Source organism: Fibrella rubiginis (assembly GCF_017353185.1).
Classification (GTDB): domain Bacteria; phylum Bacteroidota; class Bacteroidia; order Cytophagales; family Spirosomataceae; genus Fibrella; species Fibrella rubiginis.
Window position 1 is genome coordinate 193431 of record NZ_JAFMYV010000002.1, and the last position, 20137, is coordinate 213567.

A 20137-nucleotide genomic window follows, 5' to 3' on the forward strand; every position below is an offset into this window, starting at 1 on the left:
AATGTATAATGCACAATGCACAATGGGCTGGCGCAAGAATAGTACGTGCGTAAGCCCATTGTGCATTGTGCATTATACATTGTACATTTTTTACGCTGTTACCGCCGCTAACAAGTCGGCCTGGGTGATGACGTGGATATGGTCCTGCTCATCGCGAACCAGCAGGGCTTTGTTGTCGCGGTCAATGAGCGACGAAAGTACGTCGAGTGTGTTGTCTAAGCCAACAAATTTGAACGGTTTGTCCATCACCGTCTCCACCGCCTGATCTTTCACGGTCGAATCGTCGATGAGACGACTCAGAATGGTAGAGTCGGTGAGGCTGCCCACGATGTGGCCGGTGGTATCGGTCACGGGCATCTGTGAGATACCCTGCTGGTTGAGCACTTTGATGGCCTCACTGACCGTCACGTTCTGCGAAATGGTGGTGAGTGAACTCTTGCCATTCTTCGACCGAACAATGTCCCGCGCGGTGGCAAACTGCCGCGACTCCAGAAAGCCATGGTCTTTCATCCAGGTGTCGTTGTAGATCTTGCCAAGGTAACGCGTGCCGTGGTCGGGCAGCAGGATAATCATCACGTCGGTTTCGGTCAAATGCTCCTTTGCCCACTCCAGCGCCCCGTGCGTAGCCGACCCGCACGACCAGCCTACAAACAGGCCTTCTTCCCGCGCCAGCCGCCGGGTCATGATCGCCGCGTCTTTATCGGTGACTTTCACAAAGTGGTCTATGAGACTGAAATCGACGTTTTTGGGCAAAATATCTTCGCCAATACCTTCTGTCAGGTAGGGGTAAATCTCGCCTTCGTCAAACACGCCGGTCTCTTTGTATTTCTTGAAAACCGACCCGTAGGTATCAATCCCCACCGAAACCAGGCCGGGGTTCTGCTCTTTCAAAAACTTGCTCGTGCCGCAGATGGTGCCGCCTGTTCCCACGCCCGCCGCGAAGTGCGTGATGCGCCCGTCGGTGTCGCGCCAGATTTCGGGACCGGTGGTAGCGTAGTGCGCCGCCGTGTTCGACAGGTTATCATATTGATTGGGATACAATGAGTTAGGTATCTCGCGGGCCAGCCGTTTTGCCACCGAATAGTAGGACCGGGGATCATCGGGCGTAACGTTGGTAGGGCACACCACCACCTCGGCGCCCACCGCCCGCAGGATGTCGATCTTTTCCTGCGACTGTTTGTCGGCCATGGTGAAAATGCACTTGTACCCCTTACCAATAGCCGCCAGGGCCAGGCCCATACCGGTGTTACCGCTTGTGCCCTCGATGATGGTACCCCCCGGTTTGATCAGCCCCGCCGCCTCGGCATCGTCGATCATGCGCACTGCAATGCGGTCTTTGACCGAGTTGCCCGGATTGAAATATTCGACCTTGGCCAGCACCGTTCCCCGGATGCCCTTGGTGACTTTGTTGAGCTTCACCAGCGGCGTGTTGCCAATGGTGTCGATAATAGAATTGTAGTAGTTCATGTTGATGAAAGAGGTTGGTTAAGTGAACGGGCCTTGGGTAGCCCTGTCCAACACCTCATTGGTTTGGCAAGGTATCGAAGAAACAGGCACCTCGCCCGTTTCGTTTAGCCTGCCAGTTAACTCTCTATCAACGGGACACCCTTTATCGGGCTTATACGTTTCGCTCGTTCTGATGGGTACGCAGCGTTTTTAGCTCAAAATAAACAAGTCTACTGATGACAGTCTATTAATACTTCTTTTTTTAATTGCTTATAATTCTCAATAATGCTAACGTAAAATCTTCTCTGGCTTGTGTTCCTTTATCTGTATTATACAGTATGACAAGTATGCTGCCCCTGGCTTCGTTGATATACATGTCAGAACTATACCCCCCTGTACCGCCATTGTGCCAGATAAATATTTCATTGGGTAAATCTTTATGGATGCACTGAAACCAACCCAAGCGACCATTGATCTTTATTCTGCCCGCTTCTGTGAATGGTAAAAACGTTACCTGTTGTGTTTTTGTGATGGCGTCTCCCAAACGTGTGCTAGGCGGATTCAAATTAGCTAATCCATACTTAATCATGTCAGACGCCGTCGATTTAATTACGCCAGCCCCGTTCATAGCATTTAGCGAATTCCAGTAAGCCACTTCTTTTCCATTACTATAACCTTTAGACCATCTGCTCATATCTGTTTCGTTCATGTCAGTTTTAGTATCAGTGAGTTGAAGAGGCCCCAATAGCTTTTCTTTCAGAATAGAACCATACTCTTTTTCGTAATTTAGTTCTAAAAGCGTTCCTAGGAGGCCCATAGCGCCGTTAGAATACTCCCATGTTGTAAATGGTTTTGATCTCAGTGGCGTGTTAAGCAACCAAGTAAACAACTTATTTCTATCATACTTGGCAAATTCCTCGCCCACATTCCCTGTATAATAGCCAGTACCAAAATTATCAGGGAAGTACGAAAGCCCCGACGTATGTGTCATTAGGTGTTTAAAGTTTATTTCAACCCCGTCTCTGGCCAGCGTTGGCAGGTTAGTGGGAAGGTAAGGACGAATTGGATTCTCAATAGTTTGGCCTTTTTCCAGCAGCATATTCATTGCCGTTATGGACGTGAACGTTTTAGTGATCGAGCCAATTTCAAAAAAAGTGTTTTTGTCCGGTGCAATTCCGCTACCTAGTTTTGATTCACCGTAGCCATAAAAACTGGTTTTCTGATTTTTATACAGGCCAATAGATACACCAACGGTGTTTAAATCAGATTGATAGTTTAAAAACGCTTTGTTTACGGCACTATCCGTTGCCGATAATAAAGGATTATTGCTAATTAGTTTTGGCGACGTTATGATGTCTTCTGTTTTGCAAGCCGCAGCCAACGACAACCACAAAAACAGCAGAGGAGTAGCGCTTTTCATCTTCTTAGTTGTTTAAAAATAAACCAAAACTAAAGTTTGGTTTGTATCCACTCAAGGCATCTGGCCTGTAGTTCTTGTTTAACTTAATCAGTGAAACGCCAAAGAATGGACTAAGCGAATAATTCTTTTTCTTAATTACTTTGTAGCCAATATTGATACCCGTCACTGGTCCGATTTGGTGTAGGTAGCTTCCCTTGTTTTTTAATACGTTATCTTCGAATTGATAATTATCGTATGCAAGCTTTCTGAGCTGATAGTTCAACCCCAAAAATACAGCTGCTTCAAATCTTTTTTTCGCTATATATCTGTATTATAACGAAGTAGAGAACAAAAATTTCGTTTCAATGGTTGGCAACATTATTACATTTAGTTGAGGAAAAATAGCTAGCTGATGCCTGTTGAAGCCTAGAATAGATTGTGAGTAGGACAAGCCCACCATTGGATACAATACAAAAGGATTTTCTAACAAAGAAAGCCCTCCCTGTATGCCAAAACTTCGAGAATGAAACTGGATCTTGTTATCTATTATAACCTGGGCGTTGCTTTCGTAGCACAGCACGACCATGAACAAAAAAGAAGTTAGCCATGTAGTCATTGTATCTCTTCTTTACCTTGAGATACAAAGGTGCTAAGCGTTAAGGAAGCCATTTTTGACCTAAGTCAATTCAGGCTATCTTTTTTCTTATTCTACTTAATCTCTCTTTTGTAATACCAAGGTAAGAGGCAATAAAATGTAACGGTATTTTTTTTACTTCTTCTGGTTGACTTGCCCTTAAATGTATGTATCGTTCTTCAGCTGTCATACTCCTGTTTTCATGAAGTCGGTTTTCCAACAGCTCTATGTAGCCTGCTAATAATAAATACACTCCCTTCTGAAAGTCGATATTGTTGCGCGTGACGTTCCAAAAATCCTGCCTGTCAAAGACTAAAATTGTCGCGCTAGTGATAGCTTCGATGGTTTCAGTAGCAGGTAAGCCATAGTAAAATGAAAATGGCGAAGTATCGAAATCACCTCTAAAAGAAAAGCCTGTAGTATATTCTACATCATTGGTTTCCCTGTATGTTCTGAAAACACCATCCTGAACAAGGAAAAGTTTGTTACACAACTCGTTTTGCTCTACTATAAAGGTGCCTTTGCTCACACTTTTCTGTCGTCCATAGGGTAAAAGAGCTGCAAATGAGCTTTCTATTTTTTCGCTAAAAGCTGTCTTTATATCTATCTGGTGCTTCGGACTAACCATTTGTCGTATTGGCCTGGCTAGTAGCGTATTTTGATTACCCCACCGTTGACCTTATGCTTGCAAGCTAATTAGCTTCCCAATACTTACCAAGCAGTTGCTGACCGCTTACTAACTACACAACCAATAACCCTGCCTCTTTCCAGTCAGACCAGGCCTCAGAAGCTATAAACTCGCTAAACAAACCGAGATTGGCTTGTTCAAATTCGGTGCGGAACTGGGCGAAGGTGAGGGGGGCGGGTGCTTGCGTGCTTAGCTTGGGCCACATCAGCAGCAACCATTCGCCGAGGCCGACGGGCATATCCACCACCAGGTCATCCTGTCGGCGGGCCAGGAGTAGCTCAGCTTGTTGAACCCGGCGTTTTCCCTGTTTCTGGGTAACAAGCTCAAGGTCAGGTTTCCGGCCCGGCCACACCACCAGGGCGTTGCTGCGCGGGGCCTTGTCGTCGGTTTCGGCTATGGCCCGTTCGATAAATCGCTTCGGGATTGTAGTGGCCGGAATGGCGAAGTCAAACCAGCTGTTGAGGGGGAAATCAAGCCCCACGCCGTGCATGAAATTGAACAGCGATTTGCGCAGACCTTCGGCAAACAGGTCATGGTCGGCTCCCTGCGGGTCGTGGTGATCCAGGTCGTTGTTGGCGAACGGGCCTAGACCATCTACGGCCCCAACGGGGTCAATGCGCGTGACATCGAAGAGGGCGGGGTGGAGGCCAACGGGGCTGTGGGCGGTCATGGCAAAGCGGTGCCAAAACCCCGATTGCACCACGCCAGCGGCGAAAAGCTGCCGCACCATCTCCAGCGAGTCAATCGTTTCGGGCGTGGTCTGCGTTGGAAATCCATACATCAGGTAGGCGTGGACCATAATGCCTGCTTCCGTAAAATGCCCGGCCACGCGGGCTACCTGCGCCACCGTCACGCCCTTCTGCATCTTCGCCAGCAGCCGGTCCGACGCCACTTCCAGTCCCCCCGATACGGCAATGCAGCCCGACAGTTTCAGCAACTGACACAGATCAGCCGTAAACGCCGACTCAAACCGGATGTTGGTCCACCAGACTACCGTAAGGCGGCGGCGCAGAATCTCCAGCGCCAGGTCGCGCATGAGGGCGGGCGGGGCGGCTTCGTCCACAAAATGGAATCCGTTCTGGCCTGTTTCGGCAATCAGCGCTTCGATACGGTCACAGAGTAGCTTAGCCGTAACGGGTTCATAACGAGCAATATAGTCGAGCGAGATGTCGCAGAAAGAGCATTTGCCCCAGTAACAGCCGTGGGCCAGGGTAAGCTTGTTCCAGCGGCCATCGCTCCAGAGCCGGTGCATGGGGTTGGTCACCTCAATCACCGACAGGTAGTCGCCCAGGGGCAGGTCGGCATAACTGGGCGTGCCTACGTCGCGCTGGGCCACATCTTTCTCAGCAGCCCCATTGCCGAAGATCACCCGCCCGTCGGTGTTGCGGTAGAAGGTGCGTTTGAGCTGGCCGATGGCCCGGTCGCCGTTGAGGTGTTCGAGCAGGGACCGGAGGGGGGCTTCACCGTCGTCGAGACTGACAAAGTCAAGAAAATCGAACAGGCGGGGCTCGGCCAGGGTGCGGAGTTCGGTGTTGGCGTAACCGCCGCCCATGACCACCCGTATGCCGGGGTAATTGGTTTTTATATGCTGCCCGCAGAGTAGCGCACCGAATAGGTTGCCCGGAAAAGGTACCGTCAGGCAAACCAGGTCGGGCAGATACGCTGCCATCTTCTGGTCGAGCAAACGAAGCAACAGTTGACTAATCAATGTTTTAGGTTGATGCAACGCCTCATATAGTTCATCGAAATGGGCGGCCGACCGGCCCAGTCGCTCAGCGTAGCGGCTAAAGCCGAAATGCGGGTCTATGGCTTCCACGATCAAATCGCTCAGGTCTTCGAGATAGAGCGTAGCGAGGTGGCGGGCCTTGTCCTGCAACCCCATTGTGCCAAAAGCCCACTCCAGATCGTCGAGTTCGGCAAACCGATTGGCCTCGGGCAGGTAACTCCGCGTGGCAATGGCGTGGGCCAGGGTAGGGTTCTTATGTTGTAAAAAACGAATAGTCGGACCAATGGTAGCCAGGTAGTCTTCGCGCAGCCGGACAATGCGTAAACTGTTGTCTGACAGGTTGGCACCGCCCGAAATGACTTCGTCCACAGTAGCAAACAGCTGCCGAACGCCCTCCGCCGAAAATAAGGACAGAATGGTCTCTATACCCAGATCAGCCTGATGTACCTGCAACCCGCCGCCCGGCCAGGACAGCGTTTTCAGGTACCCCGCCAGGTACGCCGTTGCCGGATAGGGCGTATTCAATTGCGTAAATGGCGGCGTGAGGAGGAGAAGACGCAAAGGGGGTTTATTGTTTAAAGTCTAACGTTTAAGGTTGCTTCGCGAGTTACTGTGCTATGCGAAGCAACCTTAAACGTTAGACTTTAAACAATAAACCCCCTTCCTTAATTCCTCGTCAGTACACCCGCGGCGATGCGGCCACCGCTGTTGCCGGAGGGGTCTGTGACCTGATCATCTGCGTTGGCGTGGATGATAATGGCCGTGCCGTCGGCGTCGAAGACCGATTTGGTGCCCATGCCCAGCGTAATGCGATCGGTGGCGGTGGTGAGGCTACCCACGCCCTGCGCGTTTACCACCAGGTTGGGCAGATCGCCGTTGTGCGCACCACTGGGGTTTTGCAGGCCATGTTTTTTGTTGTCGGGGTTAAAATGCTCCCCCGCCGACATGAATTTGGTGCTGGGTTCGGCTTTGCCCACCATGTGAAAATGAATTCCGTGCTGCCCCGCCGACAGGCCCGTTACACTGACAACCATCGTGACAAGACCGGGCGTTTCTTCGGTGAAGGTGGCCGTGCCGATGGCCTTGCCTGTTGTGTCGATAAGGCTGGTGGTGGCCTTTGTGGTAGTCGTGACCGTGGTTGTATCGCTGCTGCTACAACTGACCAGGAAGCCAAGAGCCGTCAGGGCTAGAAGCGCCGCAAAACGGAGCAGATTTACGTTGAGATTCCTTTTCATAAGCGTTGCGTTGTTTAGTACATCAGTAACGCGGGCAGCAAGGCATCTGTTGGTAAAATCTACAGAATAAGTAGTTAAATAACTGAAAAATGCCTTTCCCGTTGGCCCGTTTGCCTGAATGCCTTAACTTTCAAAGATGGATATTGGATGGTAGACGTTGGATACTGGACATTAAGCGGCCTATTCCGACTGATCAGGTCGATGAATAGCTTTTATCCAATGTCTAACGTCCGACGGTCCAACGTCCAATAAGCACTAACTAAAACGGCTACCCGGCCGTTGCCTAGCCTCTATGCGTGAATTCACCCTTGGTATTGAAGAAGAGTTTCAAACGATTGACCCCGTCACCCGCGAACTGCGTTCGCATATGTCGAAGCTCGTCGATGGTGGGCAAATAGTGCTTCAGGAGCGTGTGAAAGCCGAAATGCACCAGGCGGTGGTGGAAGTAGGCACCAACATCTGCCACAATATCCACGAGGCGCGGCAGGAAGTGACCTTCCTGCGGCGCGAAATTATGGAGATGGCCGACAAGCAGAACCTGCTCATTGCTTCGGCGGGAACGCACCCATTTTCCGACTGGCAGGCGCAGCTTATCACGCCCAACGAACGCTACGACCGGCTCATCGAAGAGATGCGTGACGTGGCCCGTTCGAACCTGATTTTTGGCATGCACGTACACGTGGGTATTGCCAGCCGTAACGAGGGTATCAAGATCATGAACGCCGTGCGCTACTTCCTGCCCCATATCTACGCCTTGTCTACCAATTCGCCGTTCTGGTGCGGGCGCAACACGGGCTTCAAATCGTACCGCTCAAAGGTGTTTGATAAGTTTCCGCGCACGGGTATCCCCGATTATTTCAGCAGTGCCGCCGAATACGACGAGTACATTGCCCTGCTGGTGAAAACGGGCTGTATTGATAACGGCAAAAAAATCTGGTGGGACATTCGCCTGCACCCCTTCTTCGACACCATCGAGTTCCGCATCTGCGACGTACCCATGCGCGTGGATGAGACCATCTGTCTGGCCGCGATCATGCAGGCACTGGTAGCTAAAATCCACAAGCTGCAACGCCAGAACCTCAATTTTCAGCCTTACCGGCGCGTACTCATTGCCGAAAATAAGTGGCGGGCTGCTCGCTATGGCATCGAAGGCAAGCTGATCGACTTTGGCAAGCAGGAGGAGGTGCCCACCCACGAACTGATCATGGAACTGATCGATTTTGTGGATGATGTGGTCGATGAACTGGGCAGCCGGGAAGAATGCCAGTATGTGGAGCAGATCCTGAGAAACGGGACCGGTGCCGACCGTCAGCTGGCCGTTTTCAACGAAACCAACGACCTGAAAGCCGTAGTCGATTACATCGTTCAGGAAACTTCGTTCGGCGTCAGGTAGTTAGGTAAACGATGAGAATTGCAATTCTAGATATGTATAACAACGTGGCCAACGAAGGCATGCGTTGTATTCAGCAGGCCATTCAACTGGTGGAAACCATTGATGGCGAACCGTTGCCGTTTACGGTGTATAATGTCCGGGCCGAAAATGCCGTGCCCGACCTTTCCTATGATGCCTACATCTCGACAGGTGGGCCGGGCGTACCCCTGCCGCTGGGCGAGACCTGGGAGCAGCCGTACTTCAATTTCATCGATTCGTTGTTGGCTCATAATGCTCAACATGAGCTTAAAAAGCCACTTTTTCTAATCTGTCATTCGTTTCAGTTGGTGGCCGGGCATTTGGGCCTGGGGGTGATCAGCAAACGTAAGTCGACGTCGTTTGGCATTTTTCCGATGCACAAAACCGACGATGGCCTGACTGACCCGCTACTGACAGCCTTGCCAGAACCGTTCTACGCCGTTGATTCACGTGATTTTCAACTGACTGAGCCAAACGTGGAGCGTTTCACCGAACTGGGCGCGAAACTGCTCTGCCTGGAGAAAATCAGACCCCATGTGCCGCTCGACCGCGCCATCATGGCGATCCGGTTTACCCCCGAAGTGTTTGGAACGCAGTTTCACCCCGAGGCTGATGATGAGGGGATGCTACGCTACTTTTTGCTCGACGAAAAGCGGCAGCAGATCACGTCGGTTTATGGCGAGGACAAATACAACGAAATGGTGGATTCGTTGCAGGATCCCGACAAGATTGCCCTGACCGAAGCGGTTATTCTGCCTGGTTTTCTGCGGGCGGCTATCCGTGAGGTAGTAACGGTATGAAGTTCAAGGTTTAAGGTCCAACGTTCAAAATTGCTCCGCCAGCTAGTGCGCAAAGCAACGTTGAATGTTGGACCTTAAACCTTAGACCTTAAACTCTCTATGATTCAATCTATTCGTGCGGCGTATAACGCGGCCTTCACACCCGAACGGTATGCGGCGTTCCTGAACAAAATAGAGGCCGACTACCCTGGTCAGCTCGACTTTCGGGTGGCCGAAACGCCGGTCTTTGTGCCGAAGGCGTTCACCAACAAACTGCTGTCGGCCTGCGATGCTATTGTGGACACCATTACGGCCCCTGACTATCGCGCCCTGACCGGGGCGGCTATTCCGCCGCATCAGCGGGTGCCCAACGAAACGCCGCACACCACGTTTCTGGCCGTCGACTTCGCCGTTTGCCGAAATGAGCAGTCGGGGGAGCTAGAGCCGCAACTAATAGAACTGCAGGGGTTTCCGTCGCTCTATGGCTTTCAGGCGTATTTGTCCGAGACGTTCCGAAGCATCTTTTCGGTGCCTGAGACTGTGTCGCACCTGTTTGGCGTAGAGACCAACGCCGACTACGTGGCCGAACTGCGCGACCTGATTCTGGGCGACTGCCAGCCGGAAGAAGTGATCCTGCTGGAAATTTTCCCCGAAAAGCAAAAAACCCGAGTCGACTTTGCGCTCACGAAGCACTATGTGGGCATCGACGCGGTGTGCCTGACAAAGATCAGGAAGGAGGGCCGAGCCTTGTTTTACGAAAAAGACGGGCGGCAAATTCGGATCAAACGTATTTATAACCGCCTCATTTTCGACGAACTGGAGGCCATGGAGAACCTGCAGGCCGAACGCGGCCCGACTGGGTTTCACCTTACCGACGACGTCGACGTGGTGTGGGTGGGGCATCCGAACTGGTTTTTCCGCATCAGCAAGTACACGTTGCCACTGCTGAACAGCCCATACGTGCCCAAAAGCTATTTTTTGAGCGAGCTGACCACACCGCCCGCTGATCTGGAAAACTACGTATTAAAGCCGCTGTTTTCGTTTGCCGGCAGCGGCGTAACCATCAACGTGACCCCCGCCGACATTGAGGCGATTCCGGTGGCCCAGCGCGGCAACTACCTGCTGCAACGCAAGGTGCGCTACGAACCGGTCATTACTACCCCCGACGGGAGCGGGGTGAAGTGTGAAATCAGGCTGCTGTTTATCTGGCCCGACGGTGATGCCAAACCCAAACTTATCACTAACCTGGCCCGCCTCAGCCGGGGTGAGATGATTGGTGTGCGCTTCAACAAAGACTTCGACTGGGTGGGCGGCACCATTGCTTTTTTTGAGCAGTAATCAGGTCAAAACCAGCCGACCTGTTTTCTCACTGGCCAATACGTACCTGATATGCCACCCAGGGAATTAGAGTAAACTGGGGCGTGCTAAAATACCGGCTGAAGGTGATGGGTACGTTGGCCGACAGATCGAACGAGTGGCGTCGACGGTCGAAGCGGACGCCACCACCTACTTTAGCAATCGTGTCGCTCGACTCACCAAGTATGAGTTGGTTTTCGCTGATAAACGTGATCAGTGAGCTAACCTTACGCACAATGCCAACGGTGAGCAGTTGGCCCGACGAGCCTCGCTCGCCACTGAAGCCTAGCCCAATGGTAACGTTGTTTTGGCTAGTGCCGAGGGACAGGAGACCCTGTATAAAATTGGTGTTGAAGCCTCTTCTATAGATAAAATCAGTGACGCCATAGATGAGCTGTCCCTGTACAGCAATTCGGGCATGTTCGCCAAGTGGCACCGACAGCTTGGTAGACAGCCACCCGAATGAGGTGACCGGAAACAAAAACGCTCCGGCGCCAATACTCCAGTTGTTGGTTATGCCCACATCAAACTGATTGAGGTAAAAAATGCTGTTGCGGTAGTAAACCCGGCCTTTTTCAGCCTGGTAGGCTGTGGGGGTAAAAGCCATGTACTGCGGAAAGATGTTCGGATAAGCTTCATCGCTGTTCAACCGACCACGGGCTGTATTACCCGCCACTGTGCCCCGTTCCATGCGCAGCACGCGGTCGGCGGGGACGTATACGGTGCCGATGGTGTTGGTTTTTATCACTACCCGGCTGCTGTCCTGACTGAGCACCTGTCCGCTTAACGTAGTGCCATCCGATAGGGAAATCACGTACTGATTAGGTGATAGGGTTGTTTGGCCGGGCCGCGATAGGCCGGGGCGCGTCGCCTCGGTTTGAGTGTAATAGGTCAGGTCGGCGGCGGGCACTGGTGCGGTGCTGCTGATGGACCCGAAAAGGGCCCGCTCCACGTAGGTGACAGGCCCCACACGCGGTTTCACCACATACATCACGCTGTCGCTGCGGACGATGCGCCCGTGAATGTGTGAACCGTCTTTCAGCAGGATATAGTAGGATCGGCCGTTGGTGGTATCTACGGGTGAGGTCTGGGCAGAAGCGGCCGTTAGACTGACCACCAGCAGAAGCGTAAACAGGAGAACTGTTTTCATAAAAGGGCACGTTAGAAAAGGGAGTTTAGCGTTCAAGGTCTAACGTCTAAAGTTGGCGGACCGGTCCGCCAACTTTAGACCTGGAGCCTGGTTTAATGACGCTCAAAGTACAACGACAATATATATATAGTGACACATCGTCAGCTTTTCTTTCAGCATATTGCCCAGACCACCGATTTCCCTTTAGCGTTGGAAATTGACCGCGCCGAAGGCGTTTATTTATACGGCCACGAAGGGCAGGCCTACATGGACCTCATTTCGGGTATTGGCGTAAGCAATGTGGGGCACCGGCACCCGGCCGTATTGGCCGCCATACAGGCGCAGCTTGATAAGTACATGCACCTGATGGTCTATGGCGAATACGTACAGGGCACCCAGGCTGAACTGGCCCGGGCGCTGGTCGATACCATCGATGCCGAGACGGCCTATGGACCCATCGACAATGTGTATTTCACCAACTCGGGGGCGGAGGCTATCGAGGGGGCTATGAAAGTGGCAAAGCGATTCACGGGTAGGAGCGAGTTGATTGCCTGCCACAACGCTTATCACGGCTCCACACAGGGTGCGCTCTCGCTGAGCGGCGACGAGAATTTCAAACGAAACTACCGCCCCCTGCTGCCCGATATTCGGCATATTCAGCATGGTCGTTGGGCCGATCTGCCCCAGATCACTACCCGAACGGCGGCGGTAATTATGGAAGTGGTACAAGGCGAAGCGGGCGTACGGGTGCCCGACCCCGCCTACCTGCAGGCGGTTCGGGAGCGGTGTACGGCCGTGGGCGCGCTGCTCATTTTCGACGAGATACAGACCGGATTTGGCCGCACGGGTACGTTCTGGGCGTTTCAGGGGGGGCCGGTCGTGCCCGACGTGCTGGTGAGTGCCAAGGGTATGGGCGGTGGTATGCCCATTGGCGCGTTTATGGCCCCCACGGCGGTGATGAACGTGATCAAAAACAACCCAATGCTGGGCCACATCACCACCTTTGGCGGACACCCGGTATCGTGCGCGGCATCGCTGGCAACACTCCGGGTTATTCAGGATCAAAAGCTCTATGCCGATGCTGAGCGTAAAGGCCAGCTAATCCGGTCGCTGCTAACGCACCCGGCTATACGCGCCATTCGGGGGAAGGGCCTGATGATGGCCGTTGAATTCGATTCGTTCGAGGTGCTCAAGCCCATCATCGACCGGGCCATTGTGCCTGGCGAAGATCAGCCCGGCCTGACGCGGCCGGGCCTGGCGCGGCCCGGCATCATTACGGACTGGTTTCTGTTCTGCAACAACTCCATGCGCCTTGCCCCCCCGCTTACCATCACCGACGACGAAATCCGACTGGCCTGTGGGATCATAAACGAGTCTATAGCCGGACTGAGTCGATAGTCAATAGTCGGCTTGCGCAGGCATACTAGTGCGCAAGCCGACTATCGGCTTCTAATGCACGTACGGCGTAATGAAGGCGTAGAATTGCTGGCGGACGGTGATGAATTGCTGTTCGAGCATCTGATAGCCACTGCGCATACGGCGGTGCTGATCGTCGATGTCCATGCGGCGCTGCCAGTTGGGCATGCCGTTTTCGGTAGCGTGTTGCTCAGCCTCAATCAGTTCTGACAACTGCGCCATTTGGGTGCGCAACCCCACAAACCATTGCCGAAACGACCCCGACCGGTTCACCAGTTCATAGTCGGCAGTGCTGTTACAAACCCGGCTAAGCAGCGACTCGAAATAAGATTCCTGATCGGTATACATCGCCAGCGAACGCAGCCATTGCTGATGCTCCTGCTGGTAGAGCATGAAACGGTCGGTTGAAGGGAGGTTGGCTAACATGGGTCAGAGGAGGCGTGTTGGATATACCGGACTAACAAGCTGAATGTTGTTGAACGGAAGAGTAAAAATAGCAACCCCCAGCAAAAACCTACCTAATCACCAGATTATGTTATTATTAATTATTTAACGGTCGCAGCAGGCTAATAAGTGAATAGCCTGGAGCGCTTCGCGCATGTGCTTTACAACGCGTGAAGCGCTCTAGGCTATTCACTTACCGGGACGCCAGACCATCATCTGTTAGACTACTGCTGCTTCTTCATCTTTACCGTTTCGACGTTTTTTTTCTTATTCTCGACATCGGTAAGGGCAGCGGCCTGATCGGTTTTATTGGTCTCTACGTCTTTCTGCAACTGCTCCAGTTCTTTCGCATTTTCATCGATTTTGCGCAGCAGACGCTCTTTTTCCTTTTTATTGTTCTCAATATCCCGTACCAGCCGTTCACCATTTCGGACCAGTTTCTGATGATTTTTTTGCGATTCGTTGAAGCCTTCTTCGGCCACGCGCACCTCATCATTAAACACTGTTTTGGTGGCAAAATCGGTCAGCCATTTATTGGCGGCATCGTAGTTGCCGTTGCCCGGAGACACAAAATTGCCGCTGCCCAGATCGAAGGCGGCAAAGACAGTTGTCGACTTTTTGTTGCCCTTCACCTGCGACGTAAAATTGACCGGCTCGGCCGAGATGTCGCGCATATCGGCGGTGGTGATCCGGTACACCCCCCGCGACGAATTAACGCGGCCGTAAGGCTTAATGTAATCTTCCCATTCTTTTTCCACCTGCCGGTCACTCAGGGGCAGGGTTAGGAAAATGCCTTTGTAAGTTACCTTGTCAATCACCTGATCACCCGTATAGACCGTTTGGGCAAAGGTGGTGGCAGTAAGGACAAGGAAAAGGGCTGCACTTAGTAGCCCGTTGCGAACGTGCATCGTCATCATCATTTTTAGGTTCTGTACGTCTGTCTGATTGTCAGACCTTCTGCGTAACAAGCAGTCGTTTGTCGTTGTTCGCGAAGGTGGTGGCAAAAATGTAGGTATTTCCACCCTCGCGCAAGGCTAATGTCTGCCGTAAACGCGCTACCGTTTCTGGAAAATTACGCACGGTGAGGTTGGCCTGTTGACTGGGCAGGATTTTCCGTACCTCGGCCCGGTTTGGTTTACAGATGGCCTCTACCCGAAACACCCGCCCCGGAAACGCTGCAACTAGCTCCCGACTGGTGTATAGATGGCTGTGCGGGGCCAGTTTTGCCAGCCCGAACTGCTGACCAACCAGCCGAAAGGCGCCTGCCTTCAGGACCGCCGCATTGGGTTCATAGAGGTAAGTAAGCGGGTTTGACAAGGCTACAGGAGCCGATGATTCATCGCCGCGCTTATAGGTAAAAACCTGATTATCAAGGGGAATGTCGCGAAAATTGACCGCCGTCATCTGCACGTCGGTGGAGGCAATGGGCGTTTGCCCCAGCACAAACAGCGTTTCTTTTACCTCGCCCTGCGCCGCCACCACATGCACCGCCTGCGTAGTGGGCAGCACACGCAACGTAGCTTCAATGTCGAGCAGGGGCGCGGTTTTGATCAGCAGCCGGTTCGCCTTGGCCAGTAGCAGCGGCAACTGATTCAGTACATCCGGTTCACAATCGGCTAGTTGAACAACCCGCCCGCCCCGGTCGTCGCGGCGGGCGGGGTCCAGGTAAGCCCAGTCGGCGGGGATGGAGAGGCGGGCCAGCTGGTCAAGTCCGTCGCCCGTAATGAAATCAATGGTTGCATGGCCCAGTGCCCGCAGGTTGTGCGCTGCGATGGCCGTCAGCACGTTGCTGCGTTCCACATAAATCACCTGGTTCATGCGCCCGGCAAACGCCGCCGTATCCACGCCCATACCCCCCGTCAGATCAATAAGTAGCTCCCCCGACACCAGTGACGCTTTGTACGCTGCCGTCTGTTCCGACGAGGCCTGTTCCACCGACAACGCCGCCGGAAAGATCAGATCAGGATTAGCGTACCAGTGGGGCAGTTTTTCGCGGGCTTTCTGTCGTGCCTGAATCTGTTCGGCCACCAGCCTGTAATCCAGCTTAGGCTGGGCCGGTGGGTTTAGCACCAAGGCCCGCACGTCGGCGGTGAGGTGGGTGAGGATATAGGCTTGTTCAGGCGCAGGAAGCATGAAGCGAAATTAGTGAGTGAATGAGTGATTGAGTGACTGAGCGATTGAGTGAATGTGTGACGGTCCGGCGTCCCAGTCCAAGCAGTCGCTCACGGGGACGCCGGACCGTCACACATTCACTCAATCACTCAATCATTCAATCACTCACTTCCTGAGCAGCCACCACACCAGTCCTAGGCCGGCTGTGATGCCGATGGCGCGGGCCACGACAAACGACGTGGGCGACGGCATGCTGACGATACCGTTCTCGTTGGTGACGGCGGCTTCCCGCACGTAACGACCCTCCGACGGGATGGCCCTGTCATTGAATTCGCTCACTAGTCGACCAAGTTCGAGCTGTAAATCAAGCCCGTGCATGGACACGCCATGGCCAGTACCCACCCGCGCCGGATTCAGCAGCGCCAGCTTACGAACCGAATCGGCGGCGGCGGGCCAGTCGCAGGTGAAGTAAGCGGGTGGGCCGTGGATTTCTTCGGTTTGGTTGATCACGTCGCTCAGTGAATTCTGATTGGTGGTCACAAACGCATCGCCGGCCAGCAGGGTGCGGTCACTGTCGCGGAAAAGCGAGATGTGGCCGGGGGCGTGACCGGGCGTATGGATGGCCCGCCAGCCGGGCAGTTCGGGAATGATACCCGACGGGTCGATTGGGCGCAGTACGTCGCTGAAATCGGTGGGGCCAATGGGAAATATCCACGACATCAGCGACATGCCACCCCCGCCAATGGCCGGGTCGGGTGGGGGGTAGGCCGAGAGGCCGGTGAGGTAGGGGCGCTCCAGCGGGTGGGCATATACGGGCACCTGCCCCCAGCGGTTCAGCAGTTTACGCAACGAGCCAATATGATCGGCGTGACCGTGGGTAAGCACCACCGCTTTGGGTGGATTATTCGGGCCAAAAAGTGCCTCAGCACGGTCCTGGATGGCATCGGCATAGCCGTAGAAGCCAGCATCGACCAGTATCCAGTCGTTGCCGGGGCCGGGACTGCCAACAAAAAAGACATTAACAAACAGGGTTTTGATGCCAAACACGTCGCCCGTTACGTCATAGGGCGTGGCCGAAGTGACGCTGTTCGCTGGTGGGGCATCAAGTGTAAGGCTACCTGTGGGCTGGGTGGTTTGTCTGTTTTTCATCTGGTTGGGCGTTGTGCATCTACTTAACCAGCAACGTAGACCGATGTTCTTTTGACCGATGGAAAATGCGCAGTTCGGTTTTGTATATTCACGCCCTATGAAGCTGCTCCTCAATCCCATCGCCCTGTGCCTGTGTATGTTGTTGGTTACAGGAGAATCGGTGGCACAAGTCCCCGACGGCCTGTTTGCGGGCGAGGCACCCCTCTCGTTTACGCTGACAGCCCGGATGCAGGCCATCATGAAAGACCGTACCCAACCGGCCCATGATAGCCTGGCGATCAAACACCCGGCCCAGCTTACGTACCTCTCCGATTCGGCCAGTAGGGCTGTGGGGACCATTCCGCTGGCGCTGGTGGTGCGGGGTAATTTTCGGCGGAAAGCAACCAACTGCACGTTTCCGCCCCTCTACGTCGACTTTCCGAAGAAACGGGTGGCCGGAACGCCGTTTGCCGGGCAGAACACGCTGAAGCTCGTGACGCATTGCCAGAGCGACGACTATGTGGTGCGCGAATACCTGGTCTACAAACTATATAACCTCATTACCGACCTTAGTTTCCGCGCCCGACTGGCCCGCGTGACCTATGTCGAGTCGGCAAAAAAACGCCCGGTCGAAACGCATTGGGCCTTTTTGGTGGAGGATGAGGACGACGTGGCCCGTCGTAACAACAGGCGGGAACGAAAGATGCAAACCCCGTTCAACAAGGTCGATTCGCTTAGCTTGGCTACCATGGCGGTGTTTGAGTTCATGATCGGCAACATCGACTGGGATGTAGAGAGCCGCCACAACGTACGCCTGATGACCCAGCCCGGTACCGATAAGCTGCCCAGCGTGGTGCCGTACGATTTTGATCATAGCGTTATTGTGGATGCGGCCTATGCCAGCCGGGCCGACGACACCGGGCAACGAATCTACCGCGGACCGCTGTATCCGGGCTGGTTGCTGAAACGTGTGTTTAGCCAGTTTACTGAACTGCGGCCCCGTTTCTACGCCCTCTACACGTCCGACGCCCGCCTGAACGAGGCTTACGTGAAGCAGACCATAATGTACCTGGATAAGTTTTACGACCTGATCAACAGCCCCGATGCCGTAAAATCGCGCTTCTTCAGCGGTGATAAAGACGGCGCACTGTTCGCCAGTTTCAGCCACTAACCAATCGCTATGAACCGTTTCTACACCCTATTGCTTACCTGGCTGATCTGGCAACCTGCTGTTGCCCAGACGCCGGGCACGTCGGTGCCCCTTTTTGCTGATACCGCCCCCCTGTCGCTTACCCTGACTACGCAGCTCCAGATTCTTAACCGCGACCGGGTGAAAATACCCTTCGGCGAGAAGCCCGAAAAACACCCGGCGGTATTGACTATGGCCGGTATGTCGGCCCCGCTGCGGCTACCCGTTTCGCTCACCGTGCGGGGCAATTACCGGCGCGAGGCGGGCAACTGCATCTTTCCGCCCCTGGTGCTCGATCTGCCCAAAAAACGGATGGATAACACTGTTTTCGCCAATCAGAACAAGCTGAAACTGGTCACCCACTGCCAGGCGGATAACTACATCGTGCGTGAGTACTTGGTCTACAAGGTCTTCAACGAACTAACCGACCTGAGTTTCCGCGCCCGACTGGCCCAGATTACCTACAGCGACACCGCCAACCGGAAACAGGGCGGTACGCACTGGGCTATTTTGCTGGAAGACAACGAAGACGTGGCTAAACGCAATGGCGCCCGGTTGGCTAAGCAGCGCACCAAAGCCCAGTACACCGACTCGCTGACGATGGCGATGGTGGGCGTTTTTGAATACATGATTGGCAATACCGACTGGTCGGTGAGTTACCAGCATAACGTAAACTTGCTGGCCGACACGACGAAAAAACGGCTGTTGGTGGTGCCCTATGATTTCGATTATGCGGGCATCGTGGGCACCAGCTATGCCATACCCGACAAGCATCTGAACATCGAATCGGTGCGGACCCGGCTATACCGAGGCCCCAGCTATTCGGCGAAATTGCTCAGCCGCGTGTTCGACCGATTTAACGAGAAGAAAAAGGCCATTTATGCCCTGTATGAGGGAAATCCGTTGCTGGAGAAGAGCTATATCCAGGCCACAATCCAATACCTCGACGAGTTCTATACGCTCATCAATAATCCCAAACGAAGCTTACGAATCTTCGGTCCGGGTTCAACAGATAACGTCGTCATCCGCGGGTTGAATGATTAAAATCGGTTTCTAGGTAAACACGTTTATGAAACGGGAAAATTTAATTACGATAGTACAGATAATGGTAGTGCCCACCCTCTACGCGGTAGCGCTCAGATTATTTTTTGGCGGAAACACATGGGGAAATCTATTTTCTGTAATGTCGATGTCATTTTTATTTTGTGTGCCTACCATTATGGGTCTACTAACCGTTTATCTTTCAGATATTGAAAACGTAAGACATTTTAGTTATCGCTTTTTTGTGCCTTGGATTCCGGTTGTCATCTTGTTGATAATCACCATTGCCTTTACTATTGAAGGGTGGGCCTGTTGGTTAATGATTTTACCCTTGTTTCTGATTGCTGCGTCAGTTGGTGGTCTGATTGGTGGGCAATTGAAAATGCGTAAACATGATAGTAAACTCTATATTTCGTTTCTAGCCTTATTGCCCCTGCTTGTCGCACCCTTAGAAGTCGTAGCTGGTTCTATTTCAGGTACTTATGAGGCATATACTTTTATTGATATCAAAGCACCCGCCGAAAAAATATGGGGTAATGTGACCAGGGTCCGTGGCATATCGGCTGCGCAGGACAAGGGCTGGCTTACTCGTGTTCTTGGTTTTCCCCGGCCCGTTAAAGCCGAGCTGAATTACAATGGCGTTGGTGCCTACAGAAAGGCTATTTTTACCAATGGACTGGTTTTTCATGAAACAGTTTCTGAATACGCTGATAAACAAAAAATGGTATTTTCGATAAAAGCCTACCCTTACGAGATTCCGTCGACGACTATGGATGAACATGTAGTTATTGGTGGTCAGTATTTCGATGTATTGAATGGAACTTACGAGCTTGAACGACTAAACAGTACCACGAATCGATTGCATTTATATAGCCATTTCAAACTCAAGACCACTTTTAACTTTTATGCTAGCTGGTGGGCTAGATGGATTATGCAGGATATTCAAAACAATATTTTGCAAGTAGAAAAATACAGATCAGAAAATGAATAGGTAATCAAGAAAT

The 20137-nt window shown here is 52.8% G+C and carries 17 protein-coding genes; 7 read left to right on the forward strand and 10 right to left on the reverse strand.

The genetic code is table 11. The annotated features are described in order from the left end of the window. Window positions 1–90 precede the first annotated feature (90 nt). The 5 genes from J2I47_RS04275 to J2I47_RS04295 form a co-directional block, all read right to left on the reverse strand. Window positions 91–1467, reverse strand: a complete 1377-nt coding sequence (locus tag J2I47_RS04275; protein WP_207363322.1) for a cystathionine beta-synthase — start codon at window positions 1465–1467, stop codon at window positions 91–93. A gap of 241 nt (window positions 1468–1708) precedes the next feature. Further along, the gene (locus J2I47_RS04280; protein ID WP_207363323.1) at window positions 1709–2866 is read right to left on the reverse strand and encodes a serine hydrolase domain-containing protein; all 1158 of its coding nucleotides are present in this window, start codon (window positions 2864–2866) and stop codon (window positions 1709–1711) included. A 665-nt stretch (window positions 2867–3531) separates the two neighbouring features. Further along, the gene (locus J2I47_RS04285) at window positions 3532–4107 is read right to left on the reverse strand and encodes a Crp/Fnr family transcriptional regulator (protein WP_207363324.1); all 576 of its coding nucleotides are present in this window, start codon (window positions 4105–4107) and stop codon (window positions 3532–3534) included. Window positions 4108–4219: 112 nt separating this feature from the next. After that, entirely contained in the window at window positions 4220–6454 is a 2235-nt protein-coding gene (locus J2I47_RS04290; RefSeq protein WP_207363325.1) for a B12-binding domain-containing radical SAM protein, read from the reverse strand. A gap of 104 nt (window positions 6455–6558) precedes the next feature. Further along, on the reverse strand, window positions 6559–7128 hold the full coding sequence (locus tag J2I47_RS04295) for a superoxide dismutase family protein (RefSeq protein ID WP_207363326.1): 570 nt from the start codon (window positions 7126–7128) through the stop codon (window positions 6559–6561). Window positions 7129–7420: 292 nt separating this feature from the next. On the opposite strand from J2I47_RS04295, the gene J2I47_RS04300 reads away from it, so the two are divergent. From J2I47_RS04300 to J2I47_RS04310, 3 genes are all read left to right on the forward strand, one after another. Beyond that, window positions 7421–8521, forward strand: a complete 1101-nt coding sequence (locus J2I47_RS04300) for a carboxylate-amine ligase (protein ID WP_207363327.1) — start codon at window positions 7421–7423, stop codon at window positions 8519–8521. A gap of 11 nt (window positions 8522–8532) precedes the next feature. Then, the gene (locus J2I47_RS04305; protein ID WP_207363328.1) at window positions 8533–9339 is read left to right on the forward strand and encodes a type 1 glutamine amidotransferase; all 807 of its coding nucleotides are present in this window, start codon (window positions 8533–8535) and stop codon (window positions 9337–9339) included. Between the two features lie 99 nt (window positions 9340–9438). Next, the gene (locus J2I47_RS04310; protein ID WP_207363329.1) at window positions 9439–10656 is read left to right on the forward strand and encodes a hypothetical protein; all 1218 of its coding nucleotides are present in this window, start codon (window positions 9439–9441) and stop codon (window positions 10654–10656) included. A 28-nt stretch (window positions 10657–10684) separates the two neighbouring features. On the opposite strand, the gene J2I47_RS04315 is transcribed toward J2I47_RS04310, so the two are convergent. After that, complete coding sequence (locus tag J2I47_RS04315) at window positions 10685–11824, reverse strand: hypothetical protein (RefSeq protein WP_207363330.1); 1140 nt, start codon at window positions 11822–11824, stop codon at window positions 10685–10687. Window positions 11825–11944: 120 nt separating this feature from the next. Between J2I47_RS04315 and J2I47_RS04320 the strand changes: the two genes are divergently transcribed. Continuing rightward, complete coding sequence (locus J2I47_RS04320; protein WP_207363797.1) at window positions 11945–13201, forward strand: aspartate aminotransferase family protein; 1257 nt, start codon at window positions 11945–11947, stop codon at window positions 13199–13201. Window positions 13202–13252: 51 nt separating this feature from the next. Here the strand turns inward: J2I47_RS04320 and J2I47_RS04325 are convergent, their stop codons facing one another. From J2I47_RS04325 to J2I47_RS04340, 4 genes are all read right to left on the reverse strand, one after another. Next, complete coding sequence (locus J2I47_RS04325; RefSeq protein ID WP_207363331.1) at window positions 13253–13645, reverse strand: hypothetical protein; 393 nt, start codon at window positions 13643–13645, stop codon at window positions 13253–13255. Between the two features lie 242 nt (window positions 13646–13887). Further along, window positions 13888–14577, reverse strand: coding sequence for a hypothetical protein (locus J2I47_RS04330; RefSeq protein WP_207363332.1), 690 nt, complete (start codon window positions 14575–14577; stop codon window positions 13888–13890). Between the two features lie 34 nt (window positions 14578–14611). Next, window positions 14612–15796 (reverse strand): THUMP-like domain-containing protein, encoded by a 1185-nt coding sequence (locus tag J2I47_RS04335; protein ID WP_207363333.1) that lies wholly within the window; start codon window positions 15794–15796, stop codon window positions 14612–14614. Window positions 15797–15940: 144 nt separating this feature from the next. Continuing rightward, window positions 15941–16924, reverse strand: coding sequence for an MBL fold metallo-hydrolase (locus tag J2I47_RS04340; protein WP_207363334.1), 984 nt, complete (start codon window positions 16922–16924; stop codon window positions 15941–15943). Window positions 16925–17021: 97 nt separating this feature from the next. Between J2I47_RS04340 and J2I47_RS04345 the strand changes: the two genes are divergently transcribed. The 3 genes from J2I47_RS04345 to J2I47_RS04355 are packed head-to-tail and all read left to right on the forward strand — an operon-like array spanning window position 17022 to window position 20124. Further along, a complete protein-coding gene (locus J2I47_RS04345; RefSeq protein ID WP_207363335.1) occupies window positions 17022–18074 on the forward strand; it encodes a hypothetical protein in 1053 nt (350 codons plus the stop codon). A gap of 9 nt (window positions 18075–18083) precedes the next feature. Beyond that, window positions 18084–19136 (forward strand): hypothetical protein, encoded by a 1053-nt coding sequence (locus J2I47_RS04350; protein WP_207363336.1) that lies wholly within the window; start codon window positions 18084–18086, stop codon window positions 19134–19136. Between the two features lie 25 nt (window positions 19137–19161). Continuing rightward, on the forward strand, window positions 19162–20124 hold the full coding sequence (locus tag J2I47_RS04355; RefSeq protein ID WP_207363337.1) for a hypothetical protein: 963 nt from the start codon (window positions 19162–19164) through the stop codon (window positions 20122–20124). Window positions 20125–20137 lie beyond the last annotated feature (13 nt).

Excerpts from the sequence above, each read along its gene's own strand:
- J2I47_RS04275 (WP_207363322.1), bottom strand. The coding sequence starts at position 1,467 with ATGAACTACTACAATTCTATTATCGACACCATTGGCAACACGCCGCTG.
- J2I47_RS04280 (WP_207363323.1), bottom strand. The coding sequence starts at position 2,866 with ATGAAAAGCGCTACTCCTCTGCTGTTTTTGTGGTTGTCGTTGGCTGCG.
- J2I47_RS04285 (WP_207363324.1), bottom strand. The coding sequence starts at position 4,107 with ATGGTTAGTCCGAAGCACCAGATAGATATAAAGACAGCTTTTAGCGAA.
- J2I47_RS04295 (WP_207363326.1), bottom strand. The coding sequence starts at position 7,128 with ATGAAAAGGAATCTCAACGTAAATCTGCTCCGTTTTGCGGCGCTTCTA.
- J2I47_RS04300 (WP_207363327.1), top strand. The coding sequence starts at position 7,421 with ATGCGTGAATTCACCCTTGGTATTGAAGAAGAGTTTCAAACGATTGAC.
- J2I47_RS04305 (WP_207363328.1), top strand. The coding sequence starts at position 8,533 with ATGAGAATTGCAATTCTAGATATGTATAACAACGTGGCCAACGAAGGC.
- J2I47_RS04310 (WP_207363329.1), top strand. The coding sequence starts at position 9,439 with ATGATTCAATCTATTCGTGCGGCGTATAACGCGGCCTTCACACCCGAA.
- J2I47_RS04315 (WP_207363330.1), bottom strand. The coding sequence starts at position 11,824 with ATGAAAACAGTTCTCCTGTTTACGCTTCTGCTGGTGGTCAGTCTAACG.
- J2I47_RS04325 (WP_207363331.1), bottom strand. The coding sequence starts at position 13,645 with ATGTTAGCCAACCTCCCTTCAACCGACCGTTTCATGCTCTACCAGCAG.
- J2I47_RS04330 (WP_207363332.1), bottom strand. The coding sequence starts at position 14,577 with ATGACGATGCACGTTCGCAACGGGCTACTAAGTGCAGCCCTTTTCCTT.
- J2I47_RS04335 (WP_207363333.1), bottom strand. The coding sequence starts at position 15,796 with ATGCTTCCTGCGCCTGAACAAGCCTATATCCTCACCCACCTCACCGCC.
- J2I47_RS04340 (WP_207363334.1), bottom strand. The coding sequence starts at position 16,924 with ATGAAAAACAGACAAACCACCCAGCCCACAGGTAGCCTTACACTTGAT.
- J2I47_RS04345 (WP_207363335.1), top strand. The coding sequence starts at position 17,022 with ATGAAGCTGCTCCTCAATCCCATCGCCCTGTGCCTGTGTATGTTGTTG.
- J2I47_RS04350 (WP_207363336.1), top strand. The coding sequence starts at position 18,084 with ATGAACCGTTTCTACACCCTATTGCTTACCTGGCTGATCTGGCAACCT.
- J2I47_RS04355 (WP_207363337.1), top strand. The coding sequence starts at position 19,162 with ATGAAACGGGAAAATTTAATTACGATAGTACAGATAATGGTAGTGCCC.